The organism is Microbacterium sp. SCN 69-37 (genome assembly GCF_001724435.1).
GTDB classification, from domain to species: domain Bacteria; phylum Actinomycetota; class Actinomycetes; order Actinomycetales; family Microbacteriaceae; genus Microbacterium; species Microbacterium laevaniformans.
The window spans coordinates 21,836-46,413 of record NZ_MEEL01000022.1; the positions used below are offsets into that span (position 1 = coordinate 21,836).

General features: G+C 68.8%; 25 protein-coding genes. 5 read left to right on the forward strand and 20 right to left on the reverse strand.

Annotation, left to right across the window (positions count from 1 at the left end; translation table 11 throughout):
• Positions 1–7 precede the first annotated feature (7 nt).
• Positions 8–340: a YbjQ family protein gene (locus tag ABS64_RS05160; RefSeq protein ID WP_036285104.1), complete on the reverse strand. Its 333-nt coding sequence runs from the start codon at positions 338–340 to the stop codon at positions 8–10.
• 399 nt (positions 341–739) lie between these two features.
• On the opposite strand from ABS64_RS05160, the gene ABS64_RS05165 reads away from it, so the two are divergent.
• The 4 genes from ABS64_RS05165 (at position 740) to ABS64_RS05180 (ending at position 3,366) form a co-directional block, all read left to right on the forward strand.
• Positions 740–964 carry a DNA-binding protein gene (locus ABS64_RS05165; RefSeq protein WP_125131959.1) on the forward strand — a complete coding sequence of 75 codons (225 nt, stop codon included), beginning with the start codon at positions 740–742 and terminating at the stop codon, positions 962–964.
• A 38-nt stretch (positions 965–1,002) separates the two neighbouring features.
• The gene (locus ABS64_RS05170; protein WP_292681556.1) at positions 1,003–2,286 is read left to right on the forward strand and encodes a tyrosine-type recombinase/integrase; all 1,284 of its coding nucleotides are present in this window, start codon (positions 1,003–1,005) and stop codon (positions 2,284–2,286) included.
• A gap of 77 nt (positions 2,287–2,363) precedes the next feature.
• Positions 2,364–2,720, forward strand: a complete 357-nt coding sequence (locus ABS64_RS05175) for a helix-turn-helix domain-containing protein (protein ID WP_125131957.1) — start codon at positions 2,364–2,366, stop codon at positions 2,718–2,720.
• Positions 2,695–3,366 (forward strand): hypothetical protein, encoded by a 672-nt coding sequence (locus tag ABS64_RS05180; protein ID WP_292681560.1) that lies wholly within the window; start codon positions 2,695–2,697, stop codon positions 3,364–3,366. Before ABS64_RS05175 ends, ABS64_RS05180 begins: the two co-directional genes overlap by 26 nt.
• Before the next feature lies 1 nt (position 3,367).
• Here ABS64_RS05180 and ABS64_RS05185 read toward each other — a convergent pair whose 3' ends face one another.
• The 4 genes from ABS64_RS05185 to ABS64_RS05200 form a co-directional block, all read right to left on the reverse strand.
• Entirely contained in the window at positions 3,368–8,302 is a 4,935-nt protein-coding gene (locus tag ABS64_RS05185) for an SNF2-related protein (protein ID WP_205783766.1), read from the reverse strand.
• Between the two features lie 71 nt (positions 8,303–8,373).
• A complete protein-coding gene (locus ABS64_RS05190; RefSeq protein ID WP_125131955.1) occupies positions 8,374–8,898 on the reverse strand; it encodes a hypothetical protein in 525 nt (174 codons plus the stop codon).
• Between the two features lie 138 nt (positions 8,899–9,036).
• Entirely contained in the window at positions 9,037–9,651 is a 615-nt protein-coding gene (locus ABS64_RS05195; protein ID WP_240640376.1) for a DUF4913 domain-containing protein, read from the reverse strand.
• Between the two features lie 9 nt (positions 9,652–9,660).
• Complete coding sequence (locus ABS64_RS05200) at positions 9,661–10,101, reverse strand: single-stranded DNA-binding protein (protein ID WP_240640375.1); 441 nt, start codon at positions 10,099–10,101, stop codon at positions 9,661–9,663.
• 91 nt (positions 10,102–10,192) lie between these two features.
• Here ABS64_RS05200 and ABS64_RS05205 point away from each other — a divergent pair, with 91 nt between their 5' ends.
• Complete coding sequence (locus ABS64_RS05205) at positions 10,193–11,002, forward strand: hypothetical protein (RefSeq protein ID WP_125131954.1); 810 nt, start codon at positions 10,193–10,195, stop codon at positions 11,000–11,002.
• A gap of 4 nt (positions 11,003–11,006) precedes the next feature.
• On the opposite strand, the gene ABS64_RS05210 is transcribed toward ABS64_RS05205, so the two are convergent.
• The 15 genes from ABS64_RS05210 to ABS64_RS05280 all read right to left on the reverse strand — a co-directional run bounded on the left by ABS64_RS05210 (position 11,007) and on the right by ABS64_RS05280 (position 24,443).
• Positions 11,007–12,818 carry a type IV secretory system conjugative DNA transfer family protein gene (locus ABS64_RS05210; protein ID WP_292681578.1) on the reverse strand — a complete coding sequence of 604 codons (1,812 nt, stop codon included), beginning with the start codon at positions 12,816–12,818 and terminating at the stop codon, positions 11,007–11,009.
• The gene (locus ABS64_RS05215; protein WP_240640374.1) at positions 12,815–13,405 is read right to left on the reverse strand and encodes a hypothetical protein; all 591 of its coding nucleotides are present in this window, start codon (positions 13,403–13,405) and stop codon (positions 12,815–12,817) included. The genes ABS64_RS05210 and ABS64_RS05215 overlap by 4 nt, the downstream gene beginning before the upstream one ends.
• 1 nt (position 13,406) lies before the next feature.
• Complete coding sequence (locus ABS64_RS05220; RefSeq protein WP_125131952.1) at positions 13,407–14,891, reverse strand: ATP-binding protein; 1,485 nt, start codon at positions 14,889–14,891, stop codon at positions 13,407–13,409.
• A complete protein-coding gene (locus ABS64_RS05225; RefSeq protein ID WP_125131951.1) occupies positions 14,888–15,325 on the reverse strand; it encodes a hypothetical protein in 438 nt (145 codons plus the stop codon). The genes ABS64_RS05220 and ABS64_RS05225 overlap by 4 nt, the downstream gene beginning before the upstream one ends.
• Before the next feature lie 33 nt (positions 15,326–15,358).
• Positions 15,359–16,825 (reverse strand): SCO6880 family protein, encoded by a 1,467-nt coding sequence (locus ABS64_RS05230; protein WP_125131950.1) that lies wholly within the window; start codon positions 16,823–16,825, stop codon positions 15,359–15,361.
• Between the two features lie 3 nt (positions 16,826–16,828).
• Positions 16,829–18,106: a conjugal transfer protein TrbL gene (locus ABS64_RS05235; protein WP_292681584.1), complete on the reverse strand. Its 1,278-nt coding sequence runs from the start codon at positions 18,104–18,106 to the stop codon at positions 16,829–16,831.
• 30 nt (positions 18,107–18,136) lie between these two features.
• Complete coding sequence (locus tag ABS64_RS05240; protein ID WP_045246597.1) at positions 18,137–18,406, reverse strand: DUF6112 family protein; 270 nt, start codon at positions 18,404–18,406, stop codon at positions 18,137–18,139.
• A gap of 71 nt (positions 18,407–18,477) precedes the next feature.
• Positions 18,478–18,744, reverse strand: a complete 267-nt coding sequence (locus ABS64_RS05245) for a DUF6112 family protein (protein WP_125131949.1) — start codon at positions 18,742–18,744, stop codon at positions 18,478–18,480.
• Position 18,745: 1 nt separating this feature from the next.
• Positions 18,746–19,900: a M23 family metallopeptidase gene (locus tag ABS64_RS05250; RefSeq protein WP_292681592.1), complete on the reverse strand. Its 1,155-nt coding sequence runs from the start codon at positions 19,898–19,900 to the stop codon at positions 18,746–18,748.
• Between the two features lie 26 nt (positions 19,901–19,926).
• Positions 19,927–20,601 (reverse strand): hypothetical protein, encoded by a 675-nt coding sequence (locus ABS64_RS05255; RefSeq protein ID WP_125131947.1) that lies wholly within the window; start codon positions 20,599–20,601, stop codon positions 19,927–19,929.
• Positions 20,601–21,590 carry a ParB N-terminal domain-containing protein gene (locus tag ABS64_RS05260; protein ID WP_125131946.1) on the reverse strand — a complete coding sequence of 330 codons (990 nt, stop codon included), beginning with the start codon at positions 21,588–21,590 and terminating at the stop codon, positions 20,601–20,603. Before ABS64_RS05260 ends, ABS64_RS05255 begins: the two co-directional genes overlap by 1 nt.
• 4 nt (positions 21,591–21,594) lie before the next feature.
• The gene (locus ABS64_RS05265) at positions 21,595–22,425 is read right to left on the reverse strand and encodes a hypothetical protein (protein WP_125133392.1); all 831 of its coding nucleotides are present in this window, start codon (positions 22,423–22,425) and stop codon (positions 21,595–21,597) included.
• A 7-nt stretch (positions 22,426–22,432) separates the two neighbouring features.
• On the reverse strand, positions 22,433–22,873 hold the full coding sequence (locus ABS64_RS05270; protein WP_125131945.1) for a hypothetical protein: 441 nt from the start codon (positions 22,871–22,873) through the stop codon (positions 22,433–22,435).
• Complete coding sequence (locus ABS64_RS05275; RefSeq protein ID WP_240640373.1) at positions 22,870–23,511, reverse strand: DUF2637 domain-containing protein; 642 nt, start codon at positions 23,509–23,511, stop codon at positions 22,870–22,872. Before ABS64_RS05275 ends, ABS64_RS05270 begins: the two co-directional genes overlap by 4 nt.
• Entirely contained in the window at positions 23,508–24,443 is a 936-nt protein-coding gene (locus ABS64_RS05280; RefSeq protein WP_125131944.1) for a bifunctional DNA primase/polymerase, read from the reverse strand. The genes ABS64_RS05275 and ABS64_RS05280 overlap by 4 nt, the downstream gene beginning before the upstream one ends.
• Positions 24,444–24,578: the final 135 nt, after the last annotated feature.

Genomic DNA, 24,578 nt, shown 5'->3' on the forward strand with positions numbered 1-24,578 from the left:
GCCGCGCTCACCCCTGGGGCGGGTCGATCGGCTCCACGACGACGGCCGTGCCGTAGGCGCAGAACTCTGTGAAGCTCCCGATGGCTCCTGAGTCGAAACGCATCGCGACGACGGCGTTGCCGCCCCGCTGCTGCGCTTCCGCCCACATCCGCTGCATCACCTCGAAGCGCGACTCGTAGATGACCTTCGTGTATTCGGGCATCTCACCGCCCGCGAGCGAGCGGAAGCCGGCGGTGAAGTTCTGGCCGAAGTTCGCCGAGCGAACGGTCAAGCCCATCACCTCGCCGAGCACCTTCGTGATGCGGTAACCGGGGACGTCATTGGTGGTGACGGCGAACATGGATCCTCGTCTCTGTCGTTGCCTGCCCGCGGCCGGGGTGGTGCGCGGGGGAGAGCGACGCGACGATCCTACGGAGCACGCGGCATCGTCCGCGAGGCGCTTCCGCTGGGAAAGCAGTCTGAGGGAGCGCCGCACGACGGCGAAGAGCCCGCCGGCGCGGTGCCGACGGGCTCTTCGTGCGGGTGTCGCTCAGACGCCGAAGTACAGCTCGGCTTGAGGATCTGAGAACCGGAGGGGGTTCCGCAGGCTCACACTTCCCTGCAAACACAGGGAAGTGCAATGGTGAGCATGGGTGGGGTCGCTGCTGCGGCTGTCCGAGAACCCGTCCGTTTACTCGATTCTTGGCCGTCCTACGGGGTTCGCTGGAGGTCGACGGGTGGTGCCGCCTACCTCATTGGTATGAGCGACGCCCGCCCCCGCCTCTGGACTCCGCAGGAGCTTGCGGAGTACACGGGCATCCCGATCAGGACGCTCGCTGACTGGCGGACAGAGCGTGCGCGCAGCCGAGGTCTCGGGTTGCCGTTCGTCGCGCTCTCGTCGCACAACGTTCGCTACCGCGATGAGGATGTCGAGGCGTTCATCACGGGGCGGATCGTGGCCCCGACGGAAAGTGCGGGCGACTGATGGCTCGGCCGAAGCGCGCGCTCGGCGAACTTGGCAAGGTGACCTACACCGTTGAGCCGAACGGCCTGGTCATCGCGCGAGCGCGGGTCTATGACGGCAACGGGCAAGAGCGTCGTCCCAGCGGCAGCGGAGCGACCGAGGCTGAGGCTCTGACCGCGTTGCAGGAAGCGGCTGATGTCGCCGTCGGTCGAGTCCTGGCGCGACGAACACAGCTCATGACCGTCGCTGAGCTGGCGACGACGTGGCTGAAGACGGCGTACCACGACGACGATCCGCGGGTGCTGCGCCAGCGCCGCGAGCAGACCGTCGATGGCTACGCCTCGGTGGTGCGCGCGCATGTCATCCCGCGCGCTGGGGCCATCCCCATCGCCGACATCACTGCCGACCGTGCTGATGGGCTGCTTATGGACATCGCACGGGAGAAGTCGGTGACGACCGCGAACAAGGTTCGGAACGTGATGTCGCTCATGTTCGACTGGGCGATCCAGCAGGGGCATTTCTCGGCTGCCGGGTCGATCCAGAACACACGGTACGGGGCGGTCGTCGTGGCGAACCCGATCCGTGCGACCAGACGAGCGGACGAGCCGGACACGGTGTACTTCGAACTCGACGCGGTGCAGGTCAAGTACATCCTCCACCTCATCCGCGAGGTGTGGCCCGAGCGGCACCGGAAGCGGTATCCGGTGGGTCGACGGCCTAACTACAAGCTGCTCGCCGACTACATCCTCATCACGCTCGGCACCTCCGAGCGGACAGCGGAACCGATTGCGATCCGGTTCCAGGACGTGCGGTTCGAGGCGGTGGAACAACCGGATGGAAGCCTCACGATGGAGGCGCTCGTCTGGGTCGGCGGGACGATGGTGCGCACCAAGTCCCGCGGCCTGTTCCGTCAGGACTCACCCAAGGCGGAGCGGCAGAAGCGTTGGGTTCGCGTTCCGAAGTTCGCGGCGAAGGTACTGAGCGAATTCGTGGCGAGCCACGTTCCCGACTCCGAGCGGAATCCAGACGACGTGCTGTTCACGACCGAGCGCGGCCGTCCGCGCGACCCCAGCGCAGTCGGCGAGTTGCTCAGGATGTTCCGCCGCGAGTTCGAGCCGGAACTGTTGGCTATTGGGGTCGACGCCGAGCATCTCACCTTCCGCAGTCTCCGCAAGGCCGTCGCTGCCGCGGTATCGGACACGGCTGGCGTCGAGGTCGCACGCGACCTGCTCGGGCACAGCAGTACCGACATCACGGAAGGGCACTACGCGAAGCGTCCCGACCTCATCGTCGAGGTCGCGGCTGACGCGCTCGACGAGGCGTTCGCGGGCATCGACGCATGAACTGTAAGGCTCAAGAAGGGGATGCCATATGAACACTTGTATTGTCCAGAGTGTGCAGGTGGAGGTAGGATGGGGTCATGACCATGACGAGCTTGACGATCAACCCGGAGGATGTGCGCTCCAGCGCCGGGGCGCGCCCGGCTTGGCTGGAGCAGGTCGCCGCGTATGTGCAGCAGGCGGCAGCCGATGGGGAGACGGTGACGCTGACGGCCAAGCGCCGCATGATGACCCCCGAGCAGGTCGCCAACGCGATGGGCGTGTCTCGTCCCACCATCTCGCGGAAGATCAAGGCGGGGGAGATTCGCGCGGTCAAGGTCGGCAATCGCAATCGCATCCCCTACGAGGAGTTCGAGCGGTACTGGCGCAAGACGATGGGCGACCTCGTGGAGCTGACGCGCGATGAACTCCGTGACGACCTCTTCGGCGATCAGTGAGCTGACGCGCGTTCTCCTGGACGCGAACATCATCGCTAAGCCCGTCACTCGGACTCTGCTGGTCGTCGGCGGGGTGCCGAGCGGCTTCCGCGCCTTCTGGAGCCGGGCTGCCGAGCGGGAGGCCCAGGTGCACATGCGCCCGAGGGCGTTGCCGCCGTCGAGTGTCCGGGAGCGATTCGACGTCTTGCTCGGGCCGACCGGCACGGGTGCGGAACGCTTCGGAGGGACGAAGGGCGCGGATCGGCAGATCCTTGCCGATGCTGCGGCCGCGGGCGCGCGGTTCCTGATCACCGAGGATGTGGACGACTACGGGCTGGACGATCTTGCTAGCGTCGGCATCTCGGCGGTGAACCCCGATCTGTTCCTCGCCGCGCGGCTCACCCGCGATGCCTACTCGACGGTGATCGACCTGTTCGTCGAGCGTCAGCTCAACCCGCCGACCACGCCCGCGCAATTCCACGCCTCCATCGCCAAGAACCATCCGCGCCTGTTCGCCGCACACGCGGACCTCTACGACATCGCGCCCGAGCAAGGAATCCACGGCGAACCGGAGGTGATCTTTCGCGGTGCGCGCTGCCTGCGCTGCGAGCAGATCATCGCCGACCCCGCCACGATCATCGACGGGCTCGGCCCGGAGTGTCGCTGAGCTACAGCCGCGGGGCGTTGCCCGGCGGCGCGGCCGGGGGCGGCGCGGGGACGAATGGGGCCGCGGGCTCACGCCCCGCACCCTCCCGCGACCCGAGGTTCGGTTCGTAGGCGCGCACGGCTTCGATAGTCAGCTCGACGGGCTCGGACTCTGGCGCGGCGGGCTCGGGTGCGGGTTCGTCCTGCATCGCGGCGAGCTGGGACTCGACGCGGGCGAGGTCTTCCTCGGCGTCGGCGAGGGCCTGGGCGTGGCGGAAGGGCTGGCCCAGGCGCTGCTGGGTGTCAGCGACGGTCTGCTCGGCTTCTGCCAGGTCTTCGCGGGCCTGGTCGAGGAGGGAGGGGATGCCGCTGACGCGGTTCTCGATGCGCTGCACGAGTCCGAGCCCGGCCTCTAGGAACGACTCCTTCGGCATCGTGAATCCCGAGCGGGACACCTCGGGCAGGGAGACGGTCACATCGAGGGTGGTGAGCCCGGAGCGGGCCTCGACGTGGATGTCGAAGCCGGAGATGCGGCCGATGATCCCGAAGTCCTTGTGCCCGTACCGGGGCAGCCACTTCAGCCCGGAGTCGCCCATCCACGCGGCCAGGGCGTGCGCGGCGTCGGAGCGGGAGTCGTAGTCGCGCGTGCCGAGCGTGATGCGGAACCTGTCGCCGCTCGTGTCGATCATCCGTGGGGCGGCGGCTTCCAGCCCGCGAATGTCCGCGGCGGCGCGCTCGGCGGACGACCGGGCGCGATTGCCGGTGTGGACGAGCATGTCCTCGTTGCGCTCGTGCGCGCGCTGGAGGCGGCGGAGCCGGTTCACCTCGTTGAGGATGACGGAGTGCTCCAGCAGGAGCGGATTGCCGGAGGCGATGGCCTTGGCCTCTGCTGCGGAGAGCGCGGAGGTGTCGATCTCCTCGATCTCTCGGGCGTTGATCTTGCCGCGCAGGAGCTGCGCGAACGACGCGGCCTTCCGCTCGACCGTCTGCCACATGTAGGAGTCGAAGGAACGCTCGGTGACGTAGCGGACGATCGCCACTTCCTCGTTCTGGTTGCCCTGCCGCATGATGCGCCCGTCGCGCTGCGCGATGTCGGAGGGCCGCCACGGGCAGTCCAGATGGTGCAGCGCGATGGCGCGGGCCTGGACGTTCGTGCCGACGCCCATCTTCTCCGTCGAGCCGATGAGCACGGCGACGTGGCCGGCGCGGGCCGCGGCGAACAGGCGGGCCTTCTCCACGTCGGTCTTCGCCTCGTGCATGTACCTGACCTGCTCGGCGGGGATGCCGCGCTGCACGAGCTGCTGCCGCAGCTCGTCGTAGGCGTTCCACCTGTCCTGGTTCGGGGTGCCGATATCGGAGAACACGAGCTGGAGCGACCCGCGCACCGTGGAGGGCTGCCCGGTCACCGTGTCGAGGTACTCGTTGTCTCGGGTGCGCTCCCAGATGCGGTGGATCGCGTCGGCGGCGACGTCGACCTTGCTCGGCCCGGACGGGTCGCGGGGGACGACCATGCGGATGTCGAGCGCGGCCTTGCGTCCGTCGGTGGCGATCAGGAGCATGTTGTCCTCGTCGGGCCGCACCTGGCGGGTGGCGACCTTCTCGGCGCGCTCGGCGAGGGAGGCGACGTACTGCTCCAGCTCGACGGTCGGCTGCACCGGCACGGTGGAGGGCGCGCGGCTGCCGTCGTCGCGCTGCACGAGCGCGGGCACGGGCAGGTCGAGGTCGTCGGCGGTCTTCACGTCGGCGAACACCGACCACATCCGAAGCAGCTCCTGCCCGTTCTGGAACCGGGCGAAGCGGGTCTTCATTCGGAAGGTACTGCCGGTCGGCGAGATCTCCATCTGCGTGACCAGCTCGCCGAACGTCGCCGCCCACGCATCGAACGCGCCAACACCCGCCGACTCCAGCACGTCGGGCCGCAGGTATCGCTGCATGACATAGGTCTCGGTGATCGAGTTCGAGATGGGCGTCGCGGTAGCCGCGGTCACAACCCGCTCGCGTCCTGCCGAGCGAAGGTATTCGAGCTTCATATGCAGGTCGCTCGCGCGATCCGAGCCCTCGATGGCAGCGTCGCGGATGTTCGACTCCGTGGCGAGGTTCTTGTACATGTGCATCTCATCGACGATGACGTAGTCGATGCCCGTGTCTTCGAAGCAGACCCCGCGGTCGCGGTCGGTATCGGTGCGCTCCTTCAGCTTGTTCTCCATCGCCAGGAGCTTGCGCTGGATGCGCTTGACGCTCATCCGCTGCTCGCCGGTCGCCTCGCCCAGCACTTGCCGCACGTCCTCCACCTGCCCTCGGATGTACTGCTCCTGGGTCGAGGCGCGCAGCGGAATCTTGGCGAACGCGCCCTGGGTGACGATGATCGCGTCCCACTCGTTCGCGGCGGCGCGGGCAACGAACAGCCGCCGCTTGTCTGCCGTGAGGTCGAGGCTCGACGCCGCGAGCACGCGGGCGCGCGGGTAGATCTGGAGCCACTCGCGCCCGAACTGCTCCAGCATGTGATTCGGCACGACCACGACGGGCTTGCTGATGAGCCCCATCCGGCGCATCTCCATTGCGCCCATAATCATCTCCGCGGTCTTGCCCGCGCCGACTTCGTGGAACAGGCCCGCGGCGGGCTCGGACACCATGCGCGCGACAGCGGCCCGCTGGTGCGTGCGCGGCTCGAAGTTCGACGCCAGGCCGGGCAACGACAAATACGCCCCGGCATCCGTGTAGTCGCGGAGCACGATGGAGTTGAAGCGTTGGTTGTACTCGTCCACGAGTGCTTGTGCGCGGGCTGGATCTTCCCACACCCACTCGCTGAACCGCTCCTGGAGGGCGTCGGCTTTCTCCTGCGCTGCGGCGGTCTCGACGGGGTTGAGCACGCGACGCACCTTGCCGTCGATGTCCTTCTCCTCGTCGTAGACGAGCATCGTCCGCTGCTCCATGACGGCCTGGGCGATGTCCGGCGCGGGGCGGCGAGGCGTGCCCCACTCCGAGGTGGAGGGCAGCCCCTGCCGACCGCCGCGAATCTCCCACATGCCTGGCAGCGGGTTCTCCACGCGAACGTCGGGCGCGCGCAGGGTGCTCCGCAGGAACTGCTCGTGCACGTCGGCGCTGATCCAGACCGCGCCGAGCTTCGCGTGGATGTCCTGGATGCCCAGCGGCGCGGGCAACACCTCAGCGAGCGCATCGACGTTGACCTGGAACTCCGGGTCGTCCTCGGCGCGGAGCCGTGCCGCTTCGAGCTTGACCCGCACGTCGCCCGACAGATACTCCGGCGCGTGGATGAGCTGGTTCGTGACCGGATCGGCGAACACGAGCGTTCCCAGCGCCTCGCGCGCCTCGCGGTCGTTCATGCCGAGCAGGTCGGCGACGAGAGTGATATCGATGCGGCCAGTGCGGTCGAGGCTGACCGCGATGGCGTCGGCCGGGCTGTCGACACCCTGCACCTCGGCGCGCGGCACCACCACGCGGTGACTCATGATCGCGGCAGGCGACGCGGACTGATCCTCGTCGTCGAACTGTTCCAGCGCGAGCACCAGGGGACCGAACGGGTCGGAGCGCAGAAGCCGGATCGGGGTCGGCACGATGCGCGCGAAGGTCTCCTCGCCGTCCTCGTTCGTGCGCCCGGTGGGGCGCAGCGTGTAGCGGTTCAGCGCCCCGTAGGTGCCGACATACTTCAGGTAGTCACGGCGCAGCGTCGTGCGGGTGAGCACGATGTCAGGCGTGTCGTCCACGCTCGCAGCTTCCGCGGTCAGCAGGCGAGATGCCCCGTCGCGCAGACGCAGCAGGGCGCGTAGCTCGCGCTCGGCGGACTTCGGCACCGCAAGCGGCTCCAGCGAGCCGGAGACAACGGTGCGGAAGCCGCCGCTTTCGCCCGCCACGATGCTGCCGTCCCACAGCTCCGGCGCCGACGGGGTGAACGCCGCCCGGCGCGCCTGCTGCTCGGCGGTGCGCTCGGTCATCGTCAGCCCGGCCCGGCGCGCGGAGAACACGATCTGGTCGACGGCGACCGCGAGTTCCGCCTCCAAGTCGGCCAGATCGGTCGTGATGGTGAGCGTGGCCGCGTCGTACATCCCGTGGCCGACGCCGACCTCCCCGAGCATCTGCTCCGGGTGCTCATCGAAGTAGCGGTTGATTCGCATCGGCACGCCGTCGATGGGCACCTGCGCAACCGTCTCCCAGGCGTCGTCGCGCATCTGCTCGCCGTCCGGTCGCCGCCGGAACACGAGCAGGTCGGTCACCACCTCCGTCCCCGCGGCTCGGCGGTGCGCCCCGGTGGGCAGGCGGATTGCGCCCACGAGGTCGGCCAGCTCGTTCATCTCCCGCCGCGCGCCGGGGTTCTGCGCGTCCATCGTGAAGTGCGAGGTGAGAACCGCGACGAGTCCGCCGGGCCGGGTCAGGCGCAGCGATTTGATGATGAAGTGGTTGTGCATCGACTGCCGGGTCGCGTTGTGCAGCGGGTCGTGCAGGGTGACGCTGCTGAACGGCACGTTGCCGATGGCGGCGTCGAAGTGTCCTTCAGGCAGTCGGGTGTCGGCGAAGGACTCGGCGCGGACGGTCGCGTGCGGGTACAGCTCGGCGCAGATCGCCGCCGTCAGCGGATCGAGTTCCACTCCGGTCATCTGTGCCGACTCCGGCGCGAGGCCGATGAACGTGCCCGCCCCGGAGCCGGGCTCCAGGACCGCGCCTCCGCTGAACCCCAGGCCGTCCAGCAGTCGCCACACCTGCCGGGCGATCGTCGGGTCGGTGTAATGCGCGTTGATGGTCGTCCGCTCCGCGGCCTCCCACTCGTCGTCGCTCAGCAGCTCGCGCAGCTCGGCGCGCTCGGCATCCCAATCGGGCTTCAGGTCATCGAACACCTCGGGGATCGCGCCCCAGCTCGACCAGCGGGCGAGCACGCGCTGACCTTCCGGGGACACGGGGCGACCCGTCGAGTTCAGATCGTGGATGAGCTGGATCGCCTCCACGTTCGCCCGATAGCGCGCTTTCGCGCCTGACGGCCCGAGGTCGTCCTGCGAGGCAGGGACGAAACGGGGCGCTACCGCAGCTCGCGGAAGAAGCGGATCGTCGCCGCCTCGGCGAGCGTCGCCTGGTTCGCCCGCATGTACTCCCGCGGGGGCTCCGTCGCCACGAGCTCCAGCAGGAACTCGACGCTGAGCGCCCACTTCTTCGCCAGTTCCTCCAGTTCCACGGAGGAGGGCATCGAATCCGGGCAGTCCTGCATCCGCTCCGCCCAGAGGATCAGGTTCTCGTCGGAGGGCCGGGTCTGCTCCCATTCCTCCCGCGCCTGATCCAGCGGCAGGCTCGGGTCGGTGATCCACGCCAGTTGTGACATCACGACCTCCTCCGCCTGCTTCCGGGCTGCTGTCAGCCGGGCGACCTTCTGCAAGAAAGTCTCCCCCTGCCGGTCGCTCCCCGCCAGCATTGACGCGAGGTTCGTCACCTGCGTCTGCATCTCCAGGCCCATCGCCTCGAAGAATGCCGCCGGATCGGTCAGCTCCGCCACTCGGCTCGGGGCCGTCGCCTGCCAGTGGGACAGCGCCATCTGCCCGTACTTGTTCATCGCCTCCCCCAGCCTCCCGAGTTGCGGTGAGCGCGGCGTCGGCCGCGGGCTCGTCGAGCCCCCACAGATCGAACTCCAGTTGCCCCGGCCAGGGCTTCCGGGATCGCTGCCGCGCCATTCGCAGTCACCGTCCGCGCCCTATTGCTCCGCCGCGAGGCGGGCGTAGAACTCGTCCTCGATGGCCTGCCTGCGTGCCACGTCCTCCTTGACGAACTGCGTGAAGTCGGCGTCCCGGTTGGGGATGATCGTCTCCGTGACCGGGGGCAGGTCGTCTTCGCCCGGCCAGACAGCCTGCCGCGTCGGGCGATCCGTGTTGAGCTTCGTCCCGCACGCCGTCACCGCGTCCCGGAGCTGCGGGATGAAAGCCCAGAAGTCTCGCCACCAGCCGAAGGGTGCCGAGCCGTGCTGCTTCTTGTCGTAGGCATTCAGGTAGTGCTGGCGCAGCGCCGACAGCGGCCACACCAGCTCCGGGTGCCGGTGCCAGTATGGCGGCACGACATTCACGCTCAGCCCGAACTCGTGGCGCAGCCAGTTCACGAAGGCGTTCAGCTCCAGCCACTCGACCTGTGCTTCGGCCGCGGTCAGGATGTTCCAGTTCACGGGACGCGGCGGCTCGGGCGCATCCTCCGTCTCGGCGTCTGGCTCCTTGGCCGGCCTCGGCGAAGGTGTCACCGGCTCCGGCTCCGGTTCTTCGAGCGGGGGCACGTCGAAGTCGGGATCGTCCGGCGGGAACAGCGTCGTCTCGGTGGTCATGACGCGGCCTCACAGCGTCATCGGTCGGGGCGACGGCTGCTGCGGGAGGGTCGGGTCGGGCGCTTCGATGGGCGCGCTCTCGACCTGCTGCGACCGCGACCGGCCACGGTCGACGGCGTAACTCGTGCGGGCGGCGTCGGGGCCGATGTGCGTGGCGATGAACTCCTCGCCGCTGACCGTCTCACCATTCTTCGTGTAGCTGAACTTCTGGACGTGGCCGCTGGCGACGAAGTTGTCGCCGCGCGCGAACTTCTCGTAAGCGTGCTCCGCGCTACGCCGGAACATCTTGAACGGGTAGAACTTCGTCTCGCCCTGGGTGAACGAGCCGTCTGGGTTGCGCTCGAACTGCTCCTGACCGATCCAGGCGAACATCCGCGCCTCACCGTCCTCGTTGAAGGACAACTGCGGGTCGCTGGCGAAGAAGCCCCACAGGGATTCTTTGGTTCGCATCGGGATGCTCCTAACTTCTCCTGCCGAGAGAGGACTGCTACCCGATAGGTGCGCAGGCTCGACCGTCCGCGCCCCCGACTACTGTGATGGCATGGCTGAGATCCGGGGCAAGTACGTCTACGACGACGACTTCACACCGGGGCGCAAGAACGACGGGGGGCTCAGTCAGAACCTCTACAACGACGAAGGTCGAGTCGAGACCCATGCGACTTTCATCCCCGACGATGAGTACGAATACGAGCCGGACTCCGAGCCGCAGGGGTTGAGCGACGAGGATCGCCGCCGTGCTGAGGAACTCGGCGTGCTCCTGGGAGCGGCGCTGGTTGCGATTGCGATCGCGGCAGCTCCTCATGTGAAGCGATGGTGGCTGGATACGGCGTGGCCAGGACTCAAGAAGCTCGTTGCCCGAAAGCCGAAGGTCGTACCTGCCCGCGACGAGTCTGCGGCGCTCGCGCTTACCGCGCTGTCGAAGGCTGAACCCGCCGACATCTCGACCGCAATCGAACTCGCCATCGACGACACCCGCATCGGGATGAGCAGCGAGGAGGCACAGCAGCGCCTGTTGGCGATGCTCGCGGCGTCAGCGTTCATCGCGGAGCAGCGGCGAATCCTCTCCAACGTGCGACTTGACGATCAAGCGGAGCTGCCCGAGCTGCACCGAGCCCTGGAGCAACTTTCATCGCCCGAAGTCATCGAGAACATGAACCGGATGCTGGAGGCGAACCCCACCCTCCTGGACGAGCGTGCCTCGGCCGAGTTCATGCGCATGTTCGGGGGCGGTGGCGTTCTCGACGGTGAGTATGTGCCGCTGCGCAGCCAGACAGTGAGGGACGCACTCCATCTCACGGAAGGCCGCAGGTTCCCCGACGAAGACGGGCAGGGCGACCTCGTTCCCGCCTGACCCGCTACTCCGCGGGAAGCGCGAGCGCGCCGCCCGCAGCGGTGCCCGGCTGCATGATCGCCTCGACCTCGGCGCGCTGGGCGAGCAGCGTTTCGGCATCCGGCCGATGGAGCCAGTAACGCATGGACGTGATGATCGGCGGCGCAGAGCGCAGCAGCACGAGTGAAGTGCCCTGGGGCAGGGTGCGGATGTCTTCGACCTTCATGATCGGGACGCGGCGGATCGAGCGTTGATTCGAGCGCAAGCCGCGCTCGCCGACGGTCACGGAGTCTGTCGTCTCGTCGCGTTCGCCGATCAGTGTGGAGATGTCCTGGAGGTGCCGTGTGTCCGTCCCGCCGCCGAGCACGATCTTGGTGATGCTCGCATCCCACATCGCGGTCGCGGCGTCGTCGCCCCAACGACCTCGCGCCTGGGCGAGCGACTGGAACACGGGCATCACCGTGAGCCCGGTGCCGCCGCCCTCTGCCATGAGGACCGGGAGCGAAGGCAGAGGCGCGAGGTTCCCGATCTCGTCGAGTGCGAGCAGCACGGGCGGGTCGAGCCGCGCGCCCGGCGAGCGCGCGGCGATGCGCCGGGCCGTCTCCACGAGATCTTCGATGAACGCCGCGACGAGCGACGAGGACGCTCCGGCTCCGGCTCCTGTCGCAAGCAGGTAAAGCGTGCCGGAGTCGCGCAGGAACGCCTCGGGGTCGAATTGCTCGTCCTCGCTAGGACTGACCGCTTCCAACACCCGCGGGTCGGCGAGGGAGGCGAGAGAGAGCGAGACGCCCTGCCAGATGGAGTCTCGCGTGCGCGGGTCGGATTGCAGCATCCCGTCGAGCGACTCGGCCCATCCGGTCGCAGCCTGGGGGTGCGAGGCGAGAATGGAGACGGCATCCGCGGCAGCCGCGGGGTCGAGCGTCCAGCGGAACAGCTCGGCGGGCTGCCGATGGTCGAGGGCTGCGGCGTGCAGAAGCGCCTGAAGCGCCGTGCGCGTCTTGCCCTCCCAGAATCCACCGTTCTCGACGGAGGGGCCGGAGAGGCCGGTTCCCGCGGCGAGACCTGTGCCGCGGATCATCGCAGTCAGGGGCACCTCGCACCCGCGAATCGGCGACCATCGCAGACCCGCAGGCACGCCCTCGGCGAGATGCTGGGGATCGAACACGGAGACCGGGCCGCGACGCGCCTGGCGAGCGCGGAGCGTCGCCGTGAGGTTGTCCGGCCGGGTCGAGGTCGTGATGACCGCACCGGGCGCGTCGAGGATGGAGTTGATGACGATGTTCGCACCCTTCCCGGATCTCGGCGGGCCGATGAGCAGGATCGAGTCCTCCACGGATGTCCACACGCCCTTGCCGCGCGAGGTGCCAAGGAGGTAGCCGACCTGCTCGGGCTTCGGGTCCGTGAGCGAGGGGCGCAGCGTCTTCGCGCGACGCAGAAGGTCGCGTTCGGATGCGGCGCGCTGCACGTCGCGCGCATCGGCGATTCCCTCGATCCGGTTCGGGTCGGCCTTGGTCCGCTTGCCCAGCTCGCGCACCCATCGCCAGATGAACCACGCCGCGGTGCCGATGGCGGCGAGCAGGAGTGCGACGGTGATCCAGTAGGCGACGGGGCTGAGCGACGCGGAGCCGAGTACCGAGCCGGGGTCGTCGGCGCGGAAGACCACTCCGACTCCCGCTTCGAGACCCGCCCCGGGCTGGGGCGCGCCCGTGACGAACGCAGCGATGCTCCCGGCCAAGCGCAGCGCACCGGCCAGCAGCAACGCACCGATGAGCGCGCCGAGGGCGAGGTTCGTCAGCTCGTCGCCGAACGCCCCGGCTCGCGGTGACGAACTGGTCATGCCGGGTGCCCGACGATGCAGGTGCCGGATACGCGGCCGAGCAGGATGACCTCGTGCGTGGGGCTGAGGTCGAGCAGACCCGTCTCAATCAACGCCCGAGCTGCACCTTCGCGGCCTGCTCCGGTGTGCCGCACGATGACCGCGACGGCAACATCCTCGCCCGGCACGAAGCCCTCGGCGTTCTGGAGTGCGAGCGGGTGCAGCGGCGCAGCATCGTCGGGTGCAAGGTCGTCGTGCTCGACGGAGGCCGGCGGCAGCTCAGCTGGGGACTGGTCGAGGGATGCAGGGTGCAGTGGAGCGGTCACGATGTCCGTGTAGACGGTGCCGTCGAGTTCGTGCACCACGACGCGGACGGGGGAGCGGCGCTGCTCGATCACTTCGCTGATGATCTGCGCGAACGAGTGCCGCTGCCACGGCGGAGCGAACGTCGGTGGGCCGAACGGCTCTCCGTCGACCGCGACGCGCAGCGTCGCGTTCGCCTGCACGGTCATCGTCACGACCGGCAGCACGGGCGGCACGTTGGCTGAGTCCTCCTGCTCGGCGCTCGCTGAGCGAGCGCGGCGTCGCCGCGAAAGGGTGATGGACATTTCACGCTCCTCTGGCCTTCTGACCTGTCTCGTACATCGCAAGTTCGGCAGGGTGGAGCTGGTGCTGGACGACGAACGAGCGGTTCTTGATCCTCCAGAGCCCCTGCCCGGTGCCGAGACCGGGGAGCAGCCCTTGCTCGGTTCCGGTGAGCCCCAGGGCCTGGGCGGTCGCGCCGAGCTGATCGCTCTCCTGCCGGTAGATCACCCTCGTCTCCGCGTTGGCGAGCAGCGACGAGGCGAGCGCACGCATCGCCGAGCCCTGGTCGCCTACGTTGTCGAGGTCGCTGAGCTTGTGGAAAATGAGCAGGTTGGCGATGCCGTAGTGCCGCGCGAGCCGCCACTGTGCGTCCATCCGGCGCAGCAGCGCCGGATGCGACATGAGCCGCCACGCCTCGTCGTAAACGACCCACCTCGGGCCGCCCGCCGGGTCGAGCAGCGCCGATTCCATCCACGCCGACGAACACGTCATGAGCACGGAGATGAGCGTCGAGTTCTCCGCCACCCGCGACAGGTCTAGCGACACCATCGGCAGCGACGGGTCGAAGCGCACGGTGCTCGGGCCGTCGAACAATCCCGCCAAGTCACCGGCCACGAGTCTCCGCAGCGCGTGTCCGACGAGTCGGCCGTCCTCGGCGAGCCTGCCGTCGTCGTTCTCGGCGTTCGGAGCGAGGATGCGGTCGACCACCATCGGAAGGATCGGCACCTCGGCCGAGCGCACCGCATCGGCGAGCGCGATGTCGACGGCTGTGTGCTCCAGTGGGGTGAGGCCGCGGTCGAGGACGGTCTCGGCGAGTGCGCCGATCAGGTCGCGTCGTCGGGAGGTGACCTGGCTCTGCCACTCGGCATCGCTGAGGCCCGAAGGCCGGTGCCCCTCATCGAGGGGATTCAGCCGCGTAGACATCCCGTGCCCCAGCATGATCGCCCGGCCGCCGACCGCCTCAGCGACGGCCGTGTGCTCGCCTTTCGGATCGCCGGGGACGTACACCCTCCGACCGAATGGGATTGACCGTGTATACAGACTCTTGGCGAGCGAGGACTTGCCGGAGCCGACAATCCCCGCGAGCACGATGTTCGGTGCAGTGATGATGCCCTGCGCGTAGAGCACCCACGGGTCGTAGACGAACGACGCCCCGCTGTAGAGATCCTGGCCGACGAACACGCCAGCGGAGCCGAGCCCGCCTTCGGCGAGGAACGGATACGCCCCTGCCAGCGTCGCGCTTGTGTCCTGGTGGCGCGGCAGCCGGAAACGGCCGGGCGTGCGGAGTGCTGCGGGCCGCGTCTCGCCGGACGGTGGCAGGTAGGTCGTCGCCCGCCTTGCCTCGCGTTCCGCCTCCCATGTTGCCCGCGCCCGCTCCTGCTGAGCCTTGCGGTCGGCGGTCTCGATCTTGCTCGCCGCTCGCCGTCGCGCCTTCCGCGCGGCGCGGCGCTCGCCTGCCGGGTCGAGCAGGACCGTGGTGTGCAGGCGCTCGCGGTCGCCGGGGCTCATAGTGATAGTCCTCGCCGGGAGCTGACCGGGAGTGCCTCGAACGGGTCGCGGGAGAACGGGTCCAACTCAGGTCGATTGGCGACAGGTGCCGGGTGCCACGCGATGTAGCTCGAATGCTGCGACGCCTGATCGACGGCGGTCTCGGCTGACTGGACGAGTTCTGCGGCCCTGCGCAGTGCATTGGCGGCGGCCCAAGCCTCGTCGACCCCGGCCTCGTGGTCGCCGTTGTCGAGGAACGCCTTGTCTTGGTGCAGGACATGCGCCGCCGCGACCTGCTCCAGCACTTGCTCCAGGGAGCGCAGCGTCCCTAATAGCTCGCCGACCACCTGATAGGTGTCCTCGGGGTCGGCGAAGGCCCGGCTCGCATGAGCGAGCGCCCGCACCGCCTGGCGGGTCTCCGTGGCGTCCTGCACGGGGTTGCTGAAGGTTGGCATGGCTACTCCTTCCGGGGTCGAGGGCTGGGTGCGTCACACGTCCCGACAGAGCGGGATCGCGGCGACGGCGAACGCGGTGGCCTGCTGGCCGACGAGTCTGCGCGTTTCGCAGGACGCCTGGACCGCGGCTTGCTCGATGGCGGCGACGGCGGCATCCAGCTCATCGACCGTGGGCGCGGAGACGGAGATGAGGCCGGTGTAGCGGAGCACGCCGTGCCCCGCGGTGAGGTCGGACTCCTGCTGGAGCACGTCCTGGTACTCAGCCGTGCGCGAGGCGTCCTCGACCTGCCCGATCTTCGCACGTTGGGTTGCGTCGGAGAGCAGGCCGACCTTCTTCTTCCGCAGGTCGCGGGCCGCGATGTCGGCGCGAACTGGCGTGCAGATGAGCGAGAACGACCGCTGCACGCCGGAGGTGAGCAGCAGCGGGGCGAGGAATCCGGGGAACACCTGCGAGCGCGGCCACTCGGAGAGCCAAAGCACGGTGTGGTGCGCGGAGTCGGTGCGCACGCGATCCCAGCTCTCGGTCACCGCGACCGGCCCCGCGGTGGCGAGGGAACGCCCGATGTCGGCGTGCCGCTCCAGCGCGGGCGCGGCAGCCGGGTCGTAGGCGGAGCGCAGGATGACAGCGACTTCGCCGGGCGCGAGCCAGCCGGTCGTGGCGAGGTCCGCAGCTCGCAGCGCCGTGACGAGCGTGGTCATCTCCTGACGCAGCACGGCGGCAGCTCCACGGATGCCGCCGCCCGCTGAGCGGATCTGTCGTCCCGAGGCGTTCATATCGAGCGCAATCGAGATGGTCGTCGCATGGCGCTCGCCGGTCGGCCCAGCACGCTCGATCAGCTCCCGGTAGGTGGTCGCAGGCCAGGAATCGTCGTCGGTGCCGTGCCTGGCCCACCATTCGGCGAGCCCCGTGCCTGAGTCCGGCAGCGTCCGCTCGCAGACCTGGAGCCGGGCGATCCGGCCTGAGCGGCACGCGGTAGCGAGCACCCGACCCCAGCCGTTGATCCGCCGCTCCTGCTCGCCCGGATCGAGCAGCACGAACGCCGGGTGCGTCACCCCCAGCACCGCGGTCAGAGTCTGAGCGTGGGGGTCGTGCACCATCGCCGCGCCCGTCTCGGGATCGACCCATTCGCGCAGCGCGGTCGCATCGCCGGGGAGCGCGAGCGTGCCGACGGGACGCGGCTTGATGACACGGCGGCGGAAGATCAACTGCCCAGCGGTGCTCCGCCACATCCAGCGCGACACGATCGGCAGCCAGTCCACGAGCTTGCGCCCGCCCACGGGGACGACCGCGAGCAGCAGACAGCTGAGCCAGATCGGAGATGTCCAGACCAGCCCCATGCCACCGCCCGTGTAGATCGTGGCGACGACCGTGACCACGCCGATGCCCAGCACGATCAACTGTGAGATCGACAGTCCGAGCAGGATGCCACGATGCGCGAGTCGGGAGAACTGCACGGGGGAGAGCTGCTGCTCGGGAGCCGGAGGGTGCGGGGTGGCCATGTTCTACCCCCTCCTCGGTGCCACGGGTATCGGCGGCGTTGATGTCTCTGCGTGCCCGGCTGCTGCGCCGCCGACCGCGGCACCGACTTTCGGGCCAGTCGTCGCTGCGGCTTTGACAACCTGCGCCCCGACGACGGCTGCTGCCGCAGGCCCGGCCGCTGCTGCCCCGGCACCTGCCGCGCCCCCCGACGCCGCCGCCCCGCCACCGGAAGCGGCCGCCCCGCCACCTGCGCCCGCAGCGCCGCCTGCTGCGCCACTTGCAGCGGGAGCTGTGCTCGGCGCGGGAGGAGTCCCGCCTCTCGCGCCGCTTTGCCCTCCGAGGACGGACTTTGCCGCGTTCGGCTGAGCCTTGACCGGCAGCGGGACGGGTCGGTTGAGGGCCGACTTCGCTTCCTGCTCGCTCGACATCGCGTGGTACATGTCGAAGCCCACGAACGAGATGAACTTGTAGGTCAGGTATGGCGCGAACGCGGCGATGAACATCAGCACGACGCCCGAGATTGGGTCGCTGATCGAGGCGAGGTCGAGGTCGATGGGCGCGCTGATCTGCCCAATGGCGACGAGGAACACGACGACGATGACGAGCTTCGAGAAGATGAGCGCCACGACGAACGCCGCCCAGCGTCCGAACCAACCCTTCGCGGCATCCCAGGTGAACCCGGCGAGTGCGATGGGCGCGAAGACAATGGCGACCAACAGCAGCGCCTTACGGATGAGCAGCGTGAACCACACGATGCCCGCACCCGCGATGCCGAGCCCGGCAAGGAAGATCGTGATGATCGCACCGACGCCGGGCGAGGCGGTGTTGATCGTCGTCAGCCCAGCGGCGAGCAGGGCCATGCGGTCGCCGATGCCCTCCATCGTGTTGCCCGTCGCCTGCACGATGCCGATGGTGAGCTGATCGGTGACCTCCAACAGGGTTGCGGTGAGGGTGATGGCGACGAACGATCCGAGCACCGACTTGGCGAGTCCCACGCCCGCGCGCGACAGTGCCATCGGATCTCGATGCACGAGCCCGGTGATGAGCTGGAGGCAGAAGAAGACGAGCATGACGAAGATCGCCACCCCGAACAGCACGTTGTAGACCGAGACGTACTGGCTTCCGGTCACGTCGACGAGCGTGGTCGAGTCGAACACCGTCCACACGCTCTCGAACAGCCAGGCGGCGGCCTGCCCCATTGCCTGCGCAAGCCAGTCGAACGGCGCGGAGATGAGCGACGCGGTTCCCTCACCCACGGCATCGCACACTGACGCAATGACGGGCACATCACAAACACTCATCGGCTCAGCCATCTCAACTCGGTCGTGGTGCTAGACCGACTGGCCGACGTTCCAGAAGAAGTTGACCAGGGTGACGGATGCCCCGCAGATGATGGCCGCGCCGCACGAGACGAGCACGCCGACCTTGCCACGGCTGGCGAGGTGCGGATTCGAGCTGTTCGCCCCGTAGCCCCAGACCACGGCCGAGATGATGAGGGCGAGGACAGCGAGGATGAGCCCCACCGTCATGGCCGCGCCGACGATGACGCGGAGCTGCTCGATGCCGGGCAACCCGTCGGTATTGGGGTCGATGTCGATCACTGTGTGCTCCTTCAGCAGGCGAGGGACGCCTTTACCCGGTAGGTGCGCACGCTGTTCCGGTTGGACTGGCGTCAGATGCTCGCGCCGACGCCGAGCAGGAAGTTGACCCAGGTGACGCCGAGGCCGGCGAGTGCGGCAGCTCCGACGGAGACGAGGAATCCGGTGCGCGCGCGGACAGCCGAAGTGATGTTGCCGTTCGCCGACGAGATCGCCCACACTGCGGCGCAGATGACGAGCATGAGCACGGCGAGGATGAGCACGATGGTCAGCAGCGCGCCAACGATGGCGCGCAGTTCTGCCTGACCGCCGACGGCTCCGAAGTCGGGGAATATGTCCATGTCATGCGGCCATCTGTGCTGAGCAGAGCGCCGCGGTGCTTGCGGCATCGAGGTTCTGAACTCCGTGGGCGGCAAGCCACGGCTCGGCATCGACCGCCGCTGCGTTCGACCCGCCTGGCCGGATCTCGAAATGCAGATGGGCTCCGGTCGACCTGCCCGCCGAACCGACGTTGCCGATGTGCTGCCCGGCAACGACGCGATCCCCGACGCTGACGAGGACGCCGCTCTGCCACATGTGGGCGTAGGCGGAGGCGATGCGCTGTCCATTGATGGTGTGCTCGATGATGATGAGGTTGCCGTAGCCACCCGACGGCCCGGCGAAGCTGACCACGCCATCGGCGAGCGCGAGGATAGGCGTGCCGTCGTCGGCAGCCCAGTCCGTTCCTGAGTGGAACGCTCGCTCACCGGTGAAGGGGTCTTCGCGCCACCCGAAGTCGCTGCTGTTCACCCACGTCCCGCTCGGGAGTGGGTAGACGATGGCAGTCGTCTCGGGTACGTTGCCGATCGGCGTACCGCCCGGCGTGGTTTCGGCGCGGCGCGTGAGTGCAGCGAGGATCGCCTCGGCGACCGGCTGGTAGTTCTGGTAGCGGTCGGGATATGCCGAGACCTCGACCGCTTGCGCTGCCTCGCCAGGGTCGAGGTGCTGCCAGTCGGGTATGTCTAGCAGGCCGCGCGGTGATGGGTAGTTCGGCCCGCTCGAACCTCCGTAGAAGGCGCGCGATTGGTAGGTCGCGTTCATCAGCTCCGCGACGGTGCCCCATCCTGCGCTCGGCCGCATCTGGAATATGCCAAGAGAGTCGTGATCGCTGCCCTCTCCGTCGTTCGGGAAATCGCTCGACTCTGGAATCGCCGCCGAGTTTGCAAGCATCCGTAGCCGCGACTCGGTGAGTGCGGCCATGAGCGCGATGACGATGCCAGCGCGACCAACACCCTCGGTCTGCGCGCCGACCGTGATGATGGTGGCTGCATGGGTTAGCTGCTCATGGTTGAGGGTCACGGTCTCGCCCGCGTGCGTCGTGGCTGTGAGCGACTCCGGGATCGGCCCGACAACGAGCGAGCTTGACGAGAGACATGCGGCGAATACCGCGGGCGACACGAGCAGACCCACGCCGACCAGGCTCATGGGGAGCATTGCGACGAGGGTGGCGATGGCCACAACGAACTTCTTCATGCGGGTGCCGATCAACGCAGGGGGTTGTCAAGCTCGGAGATGCGAAGCGCGCGGCAGGTATCGAAGGTCGGCTCGCAGGTGATGAAGACGGTGAACGCGACCTCGTGGGAGCTGGTCACGGGCTCGGTGCCGTTGATGCCCTCGCGTTGCCGAATGCCGGTGATCGTGTAGGCGACGGTGCCCGGAAGGATCTGTCCCTCGGCTGCCTGCCCCAGCGCCGTCGCCCACTCGTCCGGCACGAACACGTCGTTGATGTCGAGCCATTGGCGGGTCTGCATCGTGCGAAGCTGCGCCCAGGCGTCCGCGGTCGGGAGATAGGTGCGCACGTCAGAGGCGAGCCCGGCGGTCTCATTGCCGGAGGGGTCGCCCACATCCACGATGACTTGCGCATAGTCGGTCGGCCCGAACTCGGTCGCGGTGTCCCATGTGAACAGCGCGATGGCGACGGCTCGCGCGAACCTCTCGGGGTCGTCGGACTCACGGACGACGGGCGGCGTGCTCGATGTCGGGGACGGTGCGCTGGTGGAAGCGCCTGGTGGGTCGCTCGTGGAGCTGCCGCCCGGCGAAGGCTCGGATCGAGGCGCGAGCAGCAACCCGTAGAGCCCGACTCCGACGAGGACGGCAAGCACGGCGGCACCGACGATCAGGAGGATCATGAGGCGACGAGGGAAGCGAGTCTGCGGCATCAGGCACTCTCCTTGGCGAGACGTTGGAGGGCGGTTCGGGCGGCGCGGGCCGCGTCGAAGAAACGGACGGTAGCGTCGAGGATCGTCTCGAAGTGCTCCCACTGGTCATCACTCAGCGCGGTGCCGACCTCAGCAGGGTCGTAGTGTGACCACCACTGATCGAGGTCGCTCCAGGTGAGGGTGAACGCCCGCACCGGATAGCGAACCGGCACGGCGCTCGACGCTGGTCCGGGTGCCGGGCCTCGCTTGCGCCCTTGCTTCGCGCGCTCCAGCGCCTCCTGTGCGAGCAACTCCAGCTCGCCGGGTGGTTCGGGTTCCTCCTGCGGGATCGCCAGCATGGCGATCGTGCGGGCGTGCGCCGTGGTGATCGACGAGCCGCGGTCGATGGCGTCGAGTTCTGAGCGGGCGAAGCCGCGCACATCCTCCGGCTGTCGGGGGTCATTGGCGATCCGCTGGAGGTCGTTGATCTGTTCCAGGCTCGTGTACGACTTGCGCCCGGTGACCATGAGCGCAGCCTGCGCGCGGGACTTGCCCGGAGCGCCGATCAGCGGTGGTGCCGTGACGGCACCACCGCTCGTTCCGGCGATCTTCCCGCCAGCACCGAACTGCGTCGCCGCCTGACGACGAGCGGCGTCCTCGGCCATGAGCGTCTTCAGCTCGCGGTACAGCGCCGCGGCCTCGGTCTGCGTGAATGGCTTGTGGAGCACGTTGTCGGCCTGCTCGGCCATGAGCCTCTGGAGCCGGTCGCTGATCCCGGAGCGCACGAAGACGTTGACCTTCTTATGGCCGAGCTTGCGCAGCGCCGCGATGCGTCGAGCGCCGCACACGAGCACGCCGTCCGGTGTCACGGTCGGAGGCTGGAGAAGTCCGTCACGTTCGATGGATGCTGCGAGTGCGTCGATGTCGCCCAGCTCCATGCGATGACGGCTGCCGACGACGATGGAGTCGATGGTGCGTTCCAGCTCGATGTGCCCGGTGCTCGCCGCCATGTGCTCACCTCGCCCCCGCCAGAGTGGGCGCGTTCAGGCCGAGCAGCAGCACGAGGTCGTCATCGGTGAGCAGCGCACGCAGGGGCTCGCCGACAAGAAGGCGGAACAGCACGCCGCGGCCGACGGCGGTGTGGGCCTGATCGGGATCGGGGTTGCCGAGGATCGCACGGAGCAGCGCGTTCCAGCTCGTCGACGACAGATCGAGCACGGCCCGAGCGTGTGGGTCTCGCCGAAGCGATTCCGCTGCGCTCGCCCGCGACGGCGCGTCGCCGAGTCGAGTGCAGATGTGCTCGATGGCCGCGCGCGCCGTCTGCTCCGGCCAGTCGAGCAGCGCCAGTAGCTTGATCGCGTCCTCGACTGCACGGACGACGCCAGATGCCTCGTCGTCCGATTCGTTCTCGTCCTCACCCGCGGGCGCGACCTGCAACGCTTCGTGGTAGTCGGTGAGTGGGTTCTCTCGGTCGCTGAACCGCTCCGGGTCGTGGAAGCCGCTGTATTGCGGCCTGCGTGCCTGATGCGTCGAGCACAGCAGCCCATTGCCCCGTTCCTCGGCGATCAGTGTGACCTGCACGGCCCGGGTGACGACGGCCCACGGATCTTCCGCGTTGCGCACGGCCGGGGTGCGCATCGCGTCGAACGCGGCGCTCGCCGCCTCCCACGGGTCGAGGCCGTGCTTTCGCGCGAGGCTCGCGTACCGACCCGCCGTGTACTCCATGAGCGCCGCGACATCCACGTCGCGCCGCCACGCGCCTTTCCCATCGTCGTGAAGACGCTCCAGGAGCGCGCGCAGTCCCTCCGGGGTGCGGAACGACGTGGGAGCGGCCTGGGCAGACATGGCGCGCTCACAGGCGGCGGAGCGGGTCGCGGCTGACAGAGGACTGGTGCGCGGGCGACTGCCCGAACGCGGAGAGCGGCGCGATGCCCTGGGCACGCCCCCTGATGCCGGGCCGGGTCACCGGAGTTGCCTGCGGCGAGGTCTGCCGACGTTCCTCGACGCGGCGCGCCAGTTCGGTGCGCAGGTCGATGCTGCGCCCGATCATGCGGGCCGAGGCGGATGGGAGCAGCTCGGTCGGGCGCACCCACACGACCTGGCTGCGGTCGTGCTCTGCGCTCAGCCGCTCCAGGAGTGGGTGGCCGCCTCGCCACCTCTGCGCGGCGAGCCACGGGTCCGTGTGGCGCGCCAGCTCCGAGATCTCGGCAGCCTCGCTCGGAGTCGGCTTCAGCGTGTGGAGGACATCGGCAAGCCGACGCGCGTGCTCGTCCTCCGGCAACTCATCGTTCACAGCGCGCCTCCTTCCGATGCGGCGGAGAGCGCGGGCGTCGCCAGCCAGCGGCCGACCGTGGACGGATGCACCCCGGTCGCGCGAGCGATGGCGGTGTTCGTCATGCCGTCCTCCTTCAGTCGCAGGGCGAGTTCTCTAGGAGCAAGGTGCGCAGACGGTTCCGGCGACAGGTACTCGACCGCGCTCGAGACCAACTCGGCCGTCTGCGTCAACGGCTCTCCACGGAACCGTCGAGTGAGCACCACCGTCAGGTGAGTGATCGCCAGCAGCACGAGCGGCGGTACTGCGGCGACCGATCCTGCGAGGGCCGAAGGAACGTCGGCGTCAGCGGCGACGACCGCGTGGATCGCGTTGGCGGCGACCGAGACCGCGGCACCGGCCATGAGCAGGAGCCACGGATACCAGGCGGCACGTTGCCCCGCGAGCGCGACGACGGACACCGTGGCGACGACGATGATGCCGTCCACGATGAGCGGCCATGCCCACGCCTGGCTCTCATCGACGCCGGAGCGTCGCGCGAGGTCGGCGAGCGCCGTGAACGACAGCCAGAAGGCGGCTGCGGCGATGAATACGGTCCCAGCTACCGCCGTCCACACGGCGATCCGCCCGCGCGGCTGCTGCGTGCTGCCGGGGATCACGAGAGCACCTGACCCGATGAAGGCTGAGCTGCATGGCTGGGCACGGAACTGGCGGTAGGCGCGGATTGTGCGCCCCTCGCTACGCGGTGCGCCGAGCGGATCGTCGTCTCGATCTCCGGCGTGGGCAAGCCTGCGCGCTCGGCAGCCGGCCCCAGCGCGGCACGCACGCGGTCGGGCGGGATACCCGCCTCGATGAGTCGACACGAGGCCCAGAACAGGCCGCGGTTGCGCTCGCCCTCGCCGCGCATTCCGACCCAGCGGGCGATCCGCTCCACGTCAATGTCGTCCGTTCGCTCGACAGGGATGACGGGCATCGGGCGCGCCGGTCGCGGATCGAGGAACTGCCGTAGCGCGCGGGCATCGACGGGAACCGCGTCGCCTCGCCCGGAGCCGATGAGGGCATACGCACTCGGCCCCGCATCGGTGGCGATGATCGAGGGCGGCACGATGACGTAGCCGCCCGATCCCCGGAAGTCGATGCCAGCACGCGCCACCTGCCAGGACGGCTGCACCAGCTCGGGGTCGGCCGGGTAGTAGGCATGGACTCCGCCCGAGGGCGTGCGGATGAACGCGGCCCAGCGATCCGTCAGCCCCTCGCGCCGGGCCAGCTCGAACGCTGCGAAGCCGCGGATCGCCCCGTGCACGTCGACATCCACGACCTCCAGCCCGGAGATCTGACCCGTCGGCATCCCGATGTTGGCGCGCGGCCAACGCGCCCACCAGCGAGCGACCTGGCGCGGTTCGGTGCTCGCCTCGTGGAATCCCCGTTTGGTCAGCGGGCGCTTGCCTCCTGTGACGCAGGGAAAGACCGGGATGCCTGCCTCGGCGTAGCGACACGCTGCGGCGCTCGGCGACAGCCCGGTGAGCGAGGCGAGCAGGGCGGCGGCATCCATAGGCTGGCGCTCTCCGCGCGAGGCTTCCGGTATCGTCATCTCGGCACCTCCTCTCGCCTGGGCGTGAGCCGTGGGGCTCTTGTCGATCAGGTGCGCCGGGGTTCCCAAGAGACGGTTGCCGTCCGATGGGCAACGCGGTCAGGCTGCGGGTCGCTGTGCTCATGGAATCGTCTC